At 47.4% G+C, this 14,248-nt stretch carries 13 protein-coding genes and 4 tRNA genes; 5 read left to right on the forward strand and 12 right to left on the reverse strand.

Annotated elements, in window-relative coordinates; translation table 11 throughout:
• Window positions 1–10: 10 nt before the first annotated feature.
• The 10 genes from clpX to ACYVIC_RS17770 form a co-directional block, all read right to left on the reverse strand.
• Window positions 11–1,291, reverse strand: a complete 1,281-nt coding sequence (clpX, locus tag ACYVIC_RS17725; RefSeq protein ID WP_460862090.1) for an ATP-dependent protease ATP-binding subunit ClpX — start codon at window positions 1,289–1,291, stop codon at window positions 11–13.
• Between the two features lie 54 nt (window positions 1,292–1,345).
• A complete protein-coding gene (clpP, locus tag ACYVIC_RS17730; RefSeq protein WP_460862091.1) occupies window positions 1,346–1,969 on the reverse strand; it encodes an ATP-dependent Clp endopeptidase proteolytic subunit ClpP in 624 nt (207 codons plus the stop codon).
• Between the two features lie 106 nt (window positions 1,970–2,075).
• Window positions 2,076–3,386, reverse strand: coding sequence for a trigger factor (gene tig, locus ACYVIC_RS17735; RefSeq protein ID WP_460862093.1), 1,311 nt, complete (start codon window positions 3,384–3,386; stop codon window positions 2,076–2,078).
• Between the two features lie 230 nt (window positions 3,387–3,616).
• On the reverse strand, window positions 3,617–4,870 hold the full coding sequence (locus tag ACYVIC_RS17740; protein ID WP_460862094.1) for a glutamate-5-semialdehyde dehydrogenase: 1,254 nt from the start codon (window positions 4,868–4,870) through the stop codon (window positions 3,617–3,619).
• A complete protein-coding gene (proB, locus tag ACYVIC_RS17745) occupies window positions 4,867–5,988 on the reverse strand; it encodes a glutamate 5-kinase (RefSeq protein ID WP_460862097.1) in 1,122 nt (373 codons plus the stop codon). Before proB ends, ACYVIC_RS17740 begins: the two co-directional genes overlap by 4 nt.
• A 230-nt stretch (window positions 5,989–6,218) precedes the next feature.
• On the reverse strand, window positions 6,219–6,719 hold the full coding sequence (locus ACYVIC_RS17750) for a GNAT family N-acetyltransferase (RefSeq protein ID WP_460862099.1): 501 nt from the start codon (window positions 6,717–6,719) through the stop codon (window positions 6,219–6,221).
• 225 nt (window positions 6,720–6,944) lie between these two features.
• Window positions 6,945–7,021: transfer RNA gene (locus ACYVIC_RS17755), tRNA-Pro, on the reverse strand.
• Window positions 7,022–7,042: 21 nt separating this feature from the next.
• Window positions 7,043–7,118: transfer RNA gene (locus ACYVIC_RS17760), tRNA-His, on the reverse strand.
• Between the two features lie 25 nt (window positions 7,119–7,143).
• A tRNA-Arg gene (locus ACYVIC_RS17765) sits at window positions 7,144–7,220 on the reverse strand.
• Window positions 7,221–7,334: 114 nt separating this feature from the next.
• Window positions 7,335–7,411: transfer RNA gene (locus tag ACYVIC_RS17770), tRNA-Pro, on the reverse strand.
• Between the two features lie 189 nt (window positions 7,412–7,600).
• Here ACYVIC_RS17770 and folD point away from each other — a divergent pair.
• Together folD and ACYVIC_RS17780 are read left to right on the forward strand one after the other, a co-directional pair.
• Window positions 7,601–8,461, forward strand: coding sequence for a bifunctional methylenetetrahydrofolate dehydrogenase/methenyltetrahydrofolate cyclohydrolase FolD (folD, locus tag ACYVIC_RS17775; protein ID WP_460862101.1), 861 nt, complete (start codon window positions 7,601–7,603; stop codon window positions 8,459–8,461).
• A 222-nt stretch (window positions 8,462–8,683) separates the two neighbouring features.
• Window positions 8,684–9,745, forward strand: coding sequence for an alpha/beta hydrolase family protein (locus ACYVIC_RS17780; protein ID WP_460862103.1), 1,062 nt, complete (start codon window positions 8,684–8,686; stop codon window positions 9,743–9,745).
• Between the two features lie 50 nt (window positions 9,746–9,795).
• On the opposite strand, the gene cysS is transcribed toward ACYVIC_RS17780, so the two are convergent.
• Window positions 9,796–11,175, reverse strand: a complete 1,380-nt coding sequence (cysS, locus tag ACYVIC_RS17785) for a cysteine--tRNA ligase (protein WP_460862105.1) — start codon at window positions 11,173–11,175, stop codon at window positions 9,796–9,798.
• Window positions 11,176–11,332: 157 nt separating this feature from the next.
• Between cysS and ACYVIC_RS17790 the strand changes: the two genes are divergently transcribed.
• Together ACYVIC_RS17790 and ACYVIC_RS17795 are read left to right on the forward strand one after the other, a co-directional pair.
• The gene (locus ACYVIC_RS17790) at window positions 11,333–11,827 is read left to right on the forward strand and encodes a peptidylprolyl isomerase (protein WP_460862107.1); all 495 of its coding nucleotides are present in this window, start codon (window positions 11,333–11,335) and stop codon (window positions 11,825–11,827) included.
• A 9-nt stretch (window positions 11,828–11,836) separates the two neighbouring features.
• Window positions 11,837–12,583: a UDP-2,3-diacylglucosamine diphosphatase gene (locus ACYVIC_RS17795; protein WP_460862108.1), complete on the forward strand. Its 747-nt coding sequence runs from the start codon at window positions 11,837–11,839 to the stop codon at window positions 12,581–12,583.
• 75 nt (window positions 12,584–12,658) lie between these two features.
• Here ACYVIC_RS17795 and miaE read toward each other — a convergent pair whose 3' ends face one another.
• Window positions 12,659–13,423, reverse strand: a complete 765-nt coding sequence (gene miaE, locus ACYVIC_RS17800; RefSeq protein WP_460862110.1) for a tRNA isopentenyl-2-thiomethyl-A-37 hydroxylase MiaE — start codon at window positions 13,421–13,423, stop codon at window positions 12,659–12,661.
• A 197-nt stretch (window positions 13,424–13,620) separates the two neighbouring features.
• On the opposite strand from miaE, the gene ACYVIC_RS17805 reads away from it, so the two are divergent.
• Window positions 13,621–14,220 (forward strand): Yip1 family protein, encoded by a 600-nt coding sequence (locus ACYVIC_RS17805; RefSeq protein ID WP_460862112.1) that lies wholly within the window; start codon window positions 13,621–13,623, stop codon window positions 14,218–14,220.
• Window positions 14,221–14,248: the final 28 nt, after the last annotated feature.

A 14,248-nucleotide genomic window follows, 5' to 3' on the forward strand; every position in this document is an offset into this window, starting at 1 on the left:
AAATCACGGCTTAATGTGATTCAGCCGCCACTGGCTCACTACTTTGATAAATAAGAATGGGATCACTCTCACCACGGATCACAGTTTCATCAATCACGACTTTAGACACGTCCTGCATCGAAGGCAGCTCATACATTGTATCTAACAGTACACCCTCGACAATAGAACGCAGCCCGCGGGCACCGGTTTTGCGTTCCATAGCTTTTTGTCCGATAGCTTTTAACGCATCCTCACGGAACTCCAGCTCCACATCTTCCATAGCAAACAACGCAGCAAACTGTTTCACTAACGCATTTTTCGGCTGACTTAGAATTTGCACTAATGCATCTAAATCTAGTTCTGTCAGCGTCGCCACTACCGGCAAACGCCCAATGAACTCAGGGATCAGGCCATACTTTACTAAATCTTCCGGTTCAACATCACGAAACGATTCGCTTAAACTGCGACTAGATTCTTTACTACGCACTTCAGCACCAAAACCTATGCCTGAACCTTTAGCGCAGCGTTGTTCAATAACCTTATCCAACCCGGCGAAAGCGCCACCACAAATAAACAGAATTTTTGAGGTATCAACCTGTAAGAATTCCTGCTGAGGATGCTTGCGTCCACCTTGCGGCGGTACTGATGCCACAGTGCCTTCAATCAGCTTAAGCAACGCTTGTTGCACACCTTCACCCGATACATCACGTGTAATAGACGGATTATCCGATTTACGGGAAATCTTATCTATCTCATCGATATAGACAATTCCACGCTGTGCTTTTTCAACATCATAATCGCATTTTTGCAGTAGCTTCTGGATGATATTTTCAACATCCTCACCAACATAACCGGCTTCAGTTAACGTCGTCGCATCTGCCATAGTAAAAGGCACGTCCAGCAAACGGGCTAAGGTTTCTGCCAGCAAAGTTTTACCACTACCGGTAGGCCCGATTAGCAGGATATTACTTTTACCCAGTTCAACGTCTTGCTTATGCTGGGCACTACGTAAGCGTTTATAATGGTTGTATACCGCAACCGCCAGTACTTTTTTTGCATGTTCCTGGCCGATAACATAATCATCCAGATGAGTACGGATCTCACGCGGCACGGGCAATTTATCCGCATCCCGTTTTGGGGAAATATCTTTAATTTCCTCACGGATGATGTCATTGCATAAATCAACGCATTCATCACAAATGTATACCTGTGGGCCTGCAATCAACTTACGCACTTCATGCTGTGATTTGCCACAAAAAGAACAGTACAACAGTTTACCGTTCTTATCGCCGTCAGTGCGGTGATCAGACATGTAACTACCTCTTTCACTACGTTGCCACTCTGTGATGCAGAGCGGCCAATATGGTTACTTCGATTCTCTATTGGTTAATATGGCATCGACCAGGCCATAATCCAAGGCTTGCTGCGCACTTAAGAAGTTATCACGCTCAGTGTCTTTACACACCTGCTCATAGCTCTTACCACTGTGCTCTGCCATTAACCGGTTTAGCTTTTCTTTTATACTTAAAATTTCCCGCGCATGGATCTCAAAATCAGTTGCCTGGCCTTGGAAACCGCCTAACGGTTGATGAATCATTACTCGGGCGTTAGGAAGACAGTAACGCTTACCTTTAGTACCACCAGATAGTAAAAATGCACCCATACTGGCGGCCTGACCAACACACACCGTAGCAATATCCGGCTTGATATAACGCATGGTGTCGTATATTGACAAACCAGCCGTTACCGAGCCACCTGGAGAATTAATATAAATATAGATGTCTTTTTCCGGATTTTCCGACTCTAAGAACAATAATTGCGCCACAATAAGGTTCGCCATGTGGTCTTCGACCTGACCGGTCAGAAAAATCACCCGTTCTTTTAGCAGACGTGAATAGATATCAAAAGAGCGTTCACCTTTTGCGGTTTGCTCAATAACAATAGGCACCAGAGCATTAACTATGTCATTCAGATGATGTGGCATAGACATATTACAGAATTCCCTCTTTCAGACTGGGTTTTTGCGGGGGCAGAAAATAAAATGGCCCGAACAGTTGTTCGAGCCATTAAAGCTGTCAAGCCAACAGAAGTCAATCCTAGTTGGCTGCCTTAGGATTCATAATCTCATCAAAAGCCGCTTTTTGTTCAGTTACTTTAGCTGAAGCCAGAATAACGTCTATGGCCTGCTCTTCCAACGCCACATTGCGCATGCTTTGCAGCAGCTCTTTGTTACTGTTGTAGTACTGAATCACTTCTTGCGGGTCTTCATAAGCAGAAGCAGCAGTTTCTATTAACGCCTGCACTTTTTTATCATCTACTTTCAGTTCGCTATTTTTGATAACCTCGCCCAACAACAAACCTACTTTAACACGATCTTTTGCCTGCTCTTCAAACAATGAGGCTGGCAACTCTGGTAATTGCTTAGGATCCAGGTTGTTGCCAAAACGCTGCAATGCTTGCTTGCGCAACACTTCAACTTCGCCTTTGATCAGCGCTTGTGGCACGTCAACGTCGTTGTTCGCCAACAGACCTTTAATAACCTGCTCTTTTACTTTAGCTTTAATATTCTGGTTTAACTCACGTTCCATGTTTTTACGCACTTCAGCCTTTAGCGCATCAACAGTGGCGGTTTCCAAGCCAAACAAGGTAGCAAATTCATCATTAAGCTCAGGTAAAACCTGTTGTTCAACAGCTTTTACTGTTACAGCAAAGCTGGCAGCCTTACCCTTTAAGTTCTCTGCGTGGTACTCTTCCGGGAATGTTACGTCAACAGTAACTTCTTCACCGGCTTTTTTACCTACGATGCCATCTTCAAAACCAGGAATCATTCTGTTTTGGCCCAGTTCCAGAGTGAAATCAGTTGCTTTGCCACCGTCAAACTCTTCACCGTCGATAGAGCCTACAAAATCGATTACAACACGATCTGCGCTTGCCGCTTTATCAGCTTTTGCTTCCCACTTAGCGTGTTGCTTACGCAAGGTTTCCAGCATTTTGTCTAAGTCAGCGTCAGCAATTTCAACCACTGGCTTGTTCACTTCGATTTTGTCCAGATTTTTAACTTCAACGTCCGGATACACTTCAAAAGTGGCTTTAAATTCTAAATCTTTGCCTTGTTCTAACTGGCCTGGTGCAAAAGTTGGGTTGCCCGCTGGTGTCAGCTTGTTAGCGATAATGGCTTCGTAAAAATGGCGCTGCATTTGTTCGCCGGCCACTTCCTGTAATACTGCCAGACCATAACGCTTCTGGATCAGTGCAACCGGAGCCTTACCCGGACGGAAACCGTCGATACGCTGACGCTTGGCCAGATCACGTAAACGGCTTTTTACTTCAGTATCAATTTTGTCTGCCGCAACCGTGATTGTTAACTGGCGCTCTAAACCTTGAGTGGTTTCCACAGAAACTTGCATCTTGTTACCTCAAATTCAAAAACAGGCGTGTAATTGACGCCTTACTGGTGTGATCTGGTATCAAAACGCAGCACTGAACCAGACCTGTTATAAAATAGGACGCGGCATTATAGCGGGCTAAATGTCTGACGTCGAGCCCCTAACTTTACTACTGCAAACAGCTAAAAAAAACGCAGCACAGTCAGTGAGATAACTATACTGCGCTCGTTTATTAAGCCGCTTTTTATCAGTTAGGTACGGGTTTGGCCGCTGCCGGTTACCACATATTTTTCCGTGGTCAGCGCTTCGAGCCCCATTGGGCCATAAGCGTGAAGTTTACTGGTTGAAATACCGATTTCGGCCCCCAACCCCAGCTCGCCACCATCTGAAAAACGCGAAGAAGCATTATGCATTACCACTGCAGAATCGACCATACGGATAAAACGGCTGGCATTGACTACATCTGCGGTACAGATCACTTCAGTATGCTGGCTACCAAACCGGTCAATATGCGCCATGGCCGCATCAATGTCATCAACTATGCGAACTGCAATTTCAGGCGCCAGATATTCCTGGCCAAATTCGTCATCCGCAATTGGCTGTGCTTGCTTAAAATAACCAAGGCTGTCTTTACAGGCATGCACAATCACATCGTGCTCTGATAAAGCATTGGCAACCAGTGGCAGAAAATCAGCAGCAATATGCTTATTTACCAACAAGCCTTCTAATGCATTACATACGCCCGGCCGCTGCACTTTGCCGTTTAGTAGCAGCCCCAATGCCATGTTTAAATCAGCGCTTTGGTCAACATACAGATGACATACACCTTTATAATGTTGTATCACCGGAATGCGGCTGTGCTCAGTAACAAAACGGATTAAGCCTTCGCCGCCGCGCGGAATAACTAAATCGATAAACTGGTCTTGTTTTAACAGTGACAGCAATAAATCACGATCCGGATCAGGCACTATGCTTATTACTTCTGCCGGTAAATTGTGCTCACGCAGCGCCAGCTGCATCGCAGCAGCTATCGCCAGACTGGTTTGTATGGCTTCACGGCCACAGCGCAAGATAACGGCATTGCCTGCTTTAAAGCATAAAGCGCCGGCATCAGCGGTAACATTGGGCCTGGCTTCATAAATCATACAAATAACACCCAGTGCAATGCGGCGTTTTTCAATATTAATACCGTTTGGTCGCTGCTCGATATGCCGGCTGGCGCCAACAGGATCGGGTAAAGCTATGATCTGCTCTATGGCTTTAGCCATCGCATCTATGCGGTCATTATTCAGCGTTAAGCGGTCCAACATCGCCGCACTGGTGCCATTGGCACTGGCAGTGGCCACTTCATCTTTATTCGCATTCAAAATAGCAGTGCTGGCGGCACGAATATGATTCGCCATACTTTGCAGCACAAAATTCTTTTGTTCGGTGGTTAAATTTGCCACAGCTTTAGCAGCGTGTGACGCTTTCGCGGCTATTTGCACCGCAACTTCGGTAGTCATATTCTCTCCAGTAACATCATTTCACTGCGATGGATCACCGCATCGCTGCCGGTAGGACAATAACCAAGGCAAGCGGCAATATCACGACTTTGCTGACCTTTTATGCTAAATAATTCACTGGCACTAAAACGGGTGACACCCTTGGCAACTTTGCGCTTGCCATTGGCGCAGCGCACCAAAACTGCATCGCCTGAGTCAAATTCGCCATTAATGCTGACAATACCACTGCACAGCAACGACGCGCCCTGACGGCACAAGGCTTCAATGCAGCCATCATCAACCCAGATCTCACCTTTAGCTCTTAACGTGTGACGCACCCAATGTTTTTTAGCCGGTAAGGGTTTGGCCTGGCCAAAGAAAATAGTCCCCGGATTTTTACCCGCTAAAATACACTGAAACCCATCAGGTTTATGGCCGTCAATAATCACCGTATCAATGCCGTGCGCTGTGGCTTTTTCTGCTGCTTCAATTTTCGTCAGCATACCACCGGTGCCCACTTTAGATGAAGCGCCACCGGCTAAACCATATATATACTGATCAATCTGACGCACCTCGGCAATTAAAGTTGCCGCGGGATCTTTATTAGGATCTGCGGTGTAAAGCCCGGCTACATCTGAGCAAATAATCAAAGCATCTGCATTAGCTACAGTGGCAACCATTGCGGCCAAATTATCGTTATCGCCTACCTTAAGCTCTTTTGTCGCAATAGTGTCGTTCTCATTGACGATAGGCAATACCTGATGGTCAAGCAAACGGCGTAAGGTATTCTTAATATTAACGTGGCGCACACGGTCACTTAAATCGCCATGCGTCAACAATACTTGCGCACAAGGAAAATCAAAGCATCTGCTCCAGAAATTCATCAGTTGATTCTGGCCCACAGCAGCCATCGCTCTTTTTAGTGCGATAGGCACGCGTTGATGCTGAAAGTTAAAATGATGGCGGCCAGCGGCTACGCTGCCAGATGAGACCAGGATAACTTCAAGACCCTGTAGTCGGCATTGCCGGATAAATTCGGCTATGGGACGCAAAAACTGTTCGCTACACCCCTGGTTGTCTGGCGCTATCAGGGCACTGCCGACTTTAAGTACGACCCGCCGCCAGGATGGGTTAATCATAACTCCTCCAATGGTTGTTCCGGCGGCTATAGTAGCAAAAACTGTAACCCGATTCCACACGGGTTACAGTTTCATAAATTTAAGCTGCACACAAATACAGCCCAAGCATTTGTTTTAATTAAACTATAAAGGAGGTGAATATTTACTATTCAAAGTACGCAAGGCAACAAAATTGAGAATTTATGTAATTTTATTACAAAACTATGCAAACTGGCCACCTTGGTCGTGCATCATGCGTATAGTTGTACCGACTCGTTTGATGGCAACATGGCAACCATTTTTTCAAATTGTAGCCCAAGGCGGGTCAGCACTTTAATAGATGCAATGTTGCCGGCGCTAACCAAACCAACAATTCTGGGTAAATTAAGCTGACCGTAGCCAAAATGCATTACTGCCGACGCCGCTTCAAACGCATAGCCCCGGCCCCAGAATTCAGGTAAAAACGCAAAGCCTATATCCGTTTCCTGTAAATGTTGACGAAACAACAAACCACAAAACCCCAAAGCAATTGCGTCGGTGCTGCTTTCTACTAAGAATAAACCGTAGCCATGCTCCCGATAGCTTCGCACTGGCCCATCAGCTAAATAGCGCACCGCATCCAGTTCAGTGCGCACACCACGATCGGCCATGTTGGCGATAAAGGAAGGCTCATTCAGCAAACGGCAGGTAAAAGCGGCGTCATCTGACACCAGATGCCGGATCCGTAACCGGGGAGTTTCGGCAATAATCAAAGCGCAGTCTCCAAAAATATGCTTTGTAACGAGCATATATCAGAGCAAATAAAAATGGGAATGAATAGATGACAATAAATTCTGATAAAAATCTAATGAAGTAAATTATGCAGAAATTTCAGAAACATCAGGCAGAATGGTCGTTAATGCAGGATTTAAACCTGCAACCCGTGGGATTAAAAGTACCCAAACCAAGTGCGCTGTTTTGCTTTAAAGATGGGAGAATGGTCGGTGATGCAGGATTTGAACCTGCGACCCCTTGGACCCAAACCAAGTGCGCTACCAAGCTGCGCCAATCACCGACTGTAAAACTATGTAGAAGATGGGGTGGATGATGGGGTTCGAACCCACGACAACCGGAATCACAATCCGGGGCTCTACCAACTGAGCTACAACCACCACTGAAACTGCTTTGCGCTTGTTATGGCGCGCCCGATAGGATTCGAACCTATGACCCACGCCTTAGAAGGGCGTTGCTCTATCCAGCTGAGCTACGGGCGCACTATCGAAAGCCCTACCAAGCTATAAATATAATGGTCGGTGATGCAGGATTTGAACCTGCGACCCGTGGATTAAGAGTACCCAAACCACGTGTATGCCAAACCATTTTAAAGATGGTCGGTGATGCAGGATTTGAACCTGCGACCCCTTGGACCCAAACCAAGTGCGCTACCAAGCTGCGCCAATCACCGACATTGCTGCACTGCTGCAACGGGGCGGAATATTACAGCTGAGGGGCTATAGCGTCAAACCTTTTTTTGCACAAATCAACTGATTGCCTATTATTTGAACCTATTGTGCTAAGACTACTGCAGGATGGCGTTCAGCGGGTAGCTGTGCGAAAATATAGCGCAGTAAAATCATGGCAGAGACGTAAGCAAATGACAGCACAAATTATTGATGGCAAAGCCGTTGCCCAGGCAACAAAAGATAAAGTTGCCGCCCAGGTTCGCGCCCGGGTTGCCGCAGGTAAAAGAGCACCGGGGCTGGCCGTTGTGCTGGTAGGTTCAGACTCTGCGTCACAGGTCTATGTGGGCAGTAAACGCAAAGCCTGTGAAGAAGTAGGCTTTCACTCAGTGTCGTACGACCTGCCCTCTGATACCTCTGAACAACAGCTGATTGAGTTAATTGATAAGCTGAACAACGACAACACAGTCGACGGTATCCTTGTACAGCTGCCGTTACCGGCCGGCTTAGATTCTTCTGCTATTTTAGAGCGGATAAACCCGCACAAAGACGTCGACGGCTTTCACCCTTACAATATCGGCCGCTTAGCCCAGCGGATGCCGGCCCTGCGCTCTTGTACCCCCAAAGGCATTATGACACTGCTGCAAAGCACCGGTGTTAATGTAAAAGGTATGGATGCGGTGGTAGTAGGTGCCTCTAACATCGTTGGCCGGCCAATGGCGCTGGAGCTGTTACTGGCCGGCTGCACAACTACGGTGTGTCATAAATTTACCCGCAACCTGGAAGCACAGGTGCGCCGCGCCGATTTATTAGTCGTCGCCGTAGGCCGGCCGGAGTTTATCCCCGGTGACTGGGTAAAACCGGGCGCTTTGGTCATTGATGTCGGCATTAACCGGTTAGACAGTGGCAAGCTGGTCGGTGATGTGGAATACGGCACAGCAGTAAAACATGCGCGTTATATCACGCCGGTGCCGGGTGGTGTAGGCCCGATGACAGTCGCCAGCTTAGTAGAGAACACCCTGGAAGCATGCGAGTTGTATCACGATAAGCATTAAAGCTGACTGGCAGCGGCAGTTTCAATTGCAGTAGCCGCTGCCCTTGCCCCCTTAAATCTGCCTGTTCCTACTTAAATCTGCCATTACCCAGCCTCATAACACTTTCACTACTTTTTGTTTTTACTGTTAGTCCGGCTACTGTTAGCTTGTATTGCGCTGCAACCAAACCCTAAAGCCGTTTTGCACGTATTAAGTGACTGGTTTCAGCAAAGAGGACTATTTATGCGAGCTCGTATCATGGTTAAAACATCAGCCGCAACCGCATTTATTGTTGCTTTGCTGTTCTCTTTAACCGGATGCGCGCAAAAACCGGTAGCCGATACTGTTGTCTGGCAACAGCAACTGAATTTGCCCTCGGTAAAGTACTCAGCTGAAGTCGCTGAGCGCTTGTGGCTAAATATTGAAGAAATTAGTTTTGACTGGCTGGACCAAAGCAGAGACCGCGTTGTGCCGGCGTTGCTGTTTAAACCTGCGCGTCAGCTAAAAGCCAAAGCATTAGTTGTGTTTTCTCATGGTTTGGGTGGTTCGAAAGAGCGCTACGCTTACCTGGGCCAGTATTGGGCCAGTCAAGGTTATGCCAGCTTGCATGTACAGCATGACGGCAGCGACAGAAAAGTCTGGCGCGGCAGTAGACTAACACTAGCTTTTCGTTTGATGGACGCGGCAGATTCAACCGAAGCCTTAGCCAGAGTGCAGGATGTTAAGTTTGCTTTGGACCAGATATTAGCGTCAACCCATGCCGCTGCTTTTGATAACCAAACGATTGTGATGGCCGGCCATTCTTATGGTGCCAATACCGCCATGTTATTAAGCGGCGCCCTGGTTAAGCAAAACGGTAGCCCGGTTAACCTGAAAGATGATCGCATCAAAGCAGCTATTTTAATTTCAGCACCGCCTTTTTATAACGATCAACCGCTGGATAAAGTGCTGGCTGAGGTGAAGATCCCTACTTTGCATATCACCACCACCGAAGATGAAATTCGGGTACCGGGTTTTTATTCATCGCCACAAGACAGATATGAGTTGTATAACGCCATGGCCAGTAGCTACAAAGTGCTGGCGGTGTTTCGCTCGGGCAGCCACAATATTTTTTCCGGCTGGCGTGGCAGCAAAGATACCAAGCCACAGCAGCAGGTGATCAAAGCCGCTACCCAGGCGCTGTCCAGTGCTTTTATTGCACAAATAACCACTGACGACAGTCAGGCAATAAGCCTGTGGGCCCAGCAACATCAAGCTGTGTTATCTAAGTTTATTCGCTCAGACTTGGTTGCGATGGTCGAGTAAGCCATAAAAAAACCGCCAACAGGCGGTTCTTCTAATCAACGGTTGTTAAATCAGCCTTTACGCCAGCTGGTTACGCCGTTTTTATCTTCTACGATAATACCTTTTGCCGTTAACGCATCGCGGGCGGCGTCTGCTGCGGTCCAGTCTTTGTTAGCGCGGGCGGTGTTACGCTTAGCGATCAGCGCTTCTATTTCGGCTACATCATCATCTGACGCGCCTGATTGTAAGAACTGCTCAGCATCGCCTTGCAACAAGCCCAGCACACCGGCTAAAAGGTTTAATACACCAGCCAGTTCGGCGGCCTTGGCCGGTTCGGTTTCTTTAAAGCGGTTTACTTCACGCGCCAGTTCAAACAACACCGGTAAGGCTTCCGGGGTGTTGAAATCATCATCCATTGCCGCTTTAAAGCGCACAATGTACGGGCTGTTTAAATCAATGCTGTGGCTTGGCGTTACATTACGCAGCGCGGTGTATAAGCGGCCTAAGGCAGCATGCGCCTGGGTTAAGTTCTCTGCCGAATAGTTCAGCTGGCTGCGGTATTGGCTGGATAATAAAAAGTAGCGCACTGCCTCGGCGTTATACTCTGCCAGTACGTCTTTTACCGTAAAGAAATTGCCTAAGGATTTAGACATTTTCTCTTTATCTACCTGCACCATACCGGTGTGGATCCAGGTATTTACGTACTTGTGGCCGTGGGCACAGGTCGACTGGGCAATTTCGTTTTCATGGTGCGGGAACTGTAAGTCAGAGCCGCCGCCGTGAATATCAAAATGCTCACCTAAATGTTTGGCGCTCATGGCGGAACATTCAATATGCCAGCCCGGGCGGCCATTGCCCCACGGTGATTGCCAGAACGGTTCGCCCGGCTTGGCGCCTTTCCATAATACGAAATCCAGCGGATCGTCTTTATTGTCGGCCACTTCTACCCGCGAGCCGGATTGCAGCATCTCCAGGTTTTGCTGGCTAAGCTCGCCATAGGCTTGGTATTTGCTAACGTCAAACAATACATCGCCATCGGCCGCGACATAGGCATAACCTTTGGCCACCAGGGTTTCAATCAGGGCGATAATTTCAGCCATATGGGTAGTAACGCGCGGCTCGATATCGGCCGGCATTAAGCCCAGCGCCGCAAAATCGGCGTGCATGGCTTTGGTAAAGCGTTCGGTTAAGGCGTCGCAGCTTTCGTTGTTCTCGGCGGCGCGCTTAATAATTTTGTCGTCTACGTCGGTAATATTACGCACATAGGTTACGTCGTAACCCAAAAAGCGCAGGTAACGGTTTATTACGTCAAAGGCAACATAGGTACGGGCGTGGCCGACATGGCAGTAATCGTAAATGGTAATACCGCAGACATAGAGCCCTGCTTTACCGGGTTCAATTGGTGTGAAAAGTTCTTTTTTTCTGCTTAAGGTATTATAAATATGTAACATGTCTTCCCCGAAGTCCTTTGACTAAAAACGCTAAACCAGTGCTGCTGTAGCACCAGCGCGCTAGTGTATCACCAGCACCGTAACGCGGCTATCCTTGCTTTATGATTTGGCTCAGCTGCTGTAGAATGACAGCACTTTGAACTAAGGACTCCTTATTATGATTAGCTTACACACCAATTACGGCGTAATTAAATTAAACCTGTTTGCCGACAAAGCCCCTGCTACAGTAGAAAATTTTATCAGCTACGTAAAAGACGGCTTTTACGACAACACCATTTTCCACCGTGTTATTAATGGTTTTATGATCCAGGGCGGCGGTTTTACTGTCGATATGGAGCAAAAGGACACCAAGGGCCAGATAAAAAACGAAGCCAACAACAAAGTGCAGAATAAAAAAGGCACTATTGCTATGGCGCGCACCAATGACCCGCACTCTGCCACCTGCCAGTTTTTTATCAACGTAGCAGATAACGACTTCTTAAACTTCAGCTCAGAGACCGGCTCTGGCTGGGGTTACTGTGTGTTTGGTGAAGTAGTTGAAGGTATGGACGTAATTGACGAAATTAAGAAAGTAGCCACTGGCCGCAGCGGTATGCACGCTGATGTGCCGGTAAAACCGGTAATTGTTGAAAAAGCCGAATTACACGCCTAAGCACTGTTGATGTCTGAACCGCATACACTGTTTATCGCCGATCTGCACTTAGCTGCAGATCGGCCAGATATTACTGCCGCCTTTTTGCGCTTTTTGCGCGAGCACGCCGTAAAGGCGGATGCGCTGTATATTCTGGGCGATTTATTTGAAGTCTGGATTGGTGATGATAACCCCGAGCCACTGCTGAATACCGTAGCAACGGCATTAGCCACCCTTAGTGCCCAGGTACCGGTTTATTTTATTCACGGTAATCGTGATTTTGTGTTACGCCAGGGCTATGCCAATCGTGCCGGTATGCAGTTGCTACCACAGCAGCAGGTTATCGACTTGTACGGCACGCCTGCGCTGATTATGCACGGCGACAGCCTGTGTACACTGGATATTGCCTACCAGAAATTTCGGAAATGGTGGAACCAGCCGTGGTGGCAATGGTTACTGCTAAAAACGCCGGTTAGCTTTCGCCAGGGTATCGCCGCTAAGGCACGGCGCAAAAGTGCCGCGCACAAGGCCCGCTGCGCTTCTCAGCAACAGCCGCAAATTATGGATGTTACCCCGGATGAAGTACCCAGAGTAATGGCAGAAGCCGGCGTGCTAAAGCTGATCCACGGCCATACTCACCGCCCTGCGGTACATCAGCTGGAGGTTAATGGCAAAGCGGCTGAGCGTTATGTATTGGGCGATTGGTACAGCCAAAGCAGTTATTTAGCAGTCAGCGCCAGCCAGTGGCAACTACATTTTAACGCATTGTCAAGCTAAGCAGATGTGACCTTTTAAGCAAAACATGGCAGGCACAAGTGAGTTAGTGGCTTCGTACTGTGTAGTCTTATAATTTTATTGCGGTACACCGCTGTGAAATTTAAAGTCGTTATCAGCTGACAAGATTAGTTCAGCTTCCTGCTCTGCGAAGAAAGCTATACGATCATGGATAGCGCCCTGAGCTACTTCGCAAGCCAGCGCAAGGTAGTCCTGATAGTGCCGGGCTTCTGATCGTAAAAGTGAAATGTAAAAGTTCGCAATCTGCGGTGGCAAAAGTGGCGCTAATTTGGCAAATCGCTCACATGAGCGCGCTTCAATAAAAGCACCGCAAATCAGTTTATCGACCATCGCTTCTGGCTCGTAGGTACGTACGTGTCGCAGCAAGCCTCTGGCATAACGACTGGACGTGATCTTGTTGTACTGAATGCCATTGTCGGCCATTACCTCAAGCACTTGATAAAAATGATGCAGCTCTTCTTTAATCAATAGCACCATCTTCTCAATTAAGCTCTGTCCATAAGTAGAGCTGGCTGCAGGTATCATGGATTTTTTTAAACTTAAACCGGCCAGCTCACGCCAGTGACCTTGTTGGCGATAGGTAAAATCTTCAAACGGCTTTAGCCACTGCAACAGCGCCTCACCACTTGACTCGTCCACAGCATAACGGCGGATCAGATACATTGCAGACTGAGCTGCTTTTAATTCACAAATTAAATGGTCTTGCAGCAATACTGGCAAACTGTCTGGTCGCGCGGCCACACTAAGCCAAGCATCGGGTGTATCACATTGCAAAAACTGCTGTACCGGCTGTAACAGTTGAGTAATTTCAGTGCTTAGCATGACAAAATTCTACGCTATAAAACAGGGGCGCATTATAGCCAATTGCCAGGCTGACACCAAGTAACGGTGTCGACACAATCGGGCTTAGGTTAATTTTCAGACAATATGCTTGACGAAGCGCATTATATTGGCCATAACTGATGTAACGGCTAGCATTTCGGCCTGGTTGTTCAGACGTAGTGACAAGGATAATAATTATGATATTGAATCACTTATGGGGACTGTATGCACACCCGAAAGAAGAGTGGCATACAATAGATGCTCGACATGAAAGTTTTCGTTATAGCCTGATACACATTTTGCTGGTAGCGCTTATCCCATCAGTATGCGCTTATTATTCCGCCGTACATTTAGGCTGGAGTATAGGTGTCGGTGATCGCATTATGCTAACGCATGAAAGCGCATTAATGCTTTCTATCGCAATGTATATAGCGTTAATTGGCGGCGTATTTGCTCTGGCGTTGCTGGCACATTGGATGGCACACACCTTTGGCGCAGAACCTACTTACACTCAAACCTTAGAGCTGGCAGCCTATACCTCTACGCCATTGTTTATGGTTGGCTTTGCCGGCTTATATCCCGAACTATGGGTGGTAATGACAGTTGGATTGGCTGGGTTAGCGTATTCAGTATACCTTTTGTATGTTGGCGTGCCGATATTGATGCATATTCCGGAAGAGCGCGGTTTTATTTACGCCAGCTCGGTAGTTACATGCGGCTTAATTTTACTGGTATGTATTATGACTGCTACGGCCATTTTATGGAGTTCTGGTTTCGGCCCAATGTTTACCCATTAACCAATATACCACTTAACTGTGCAAGACA

It is taken from the genome of Rheinheimera gaetbuli (assembly GCF_054781935.1).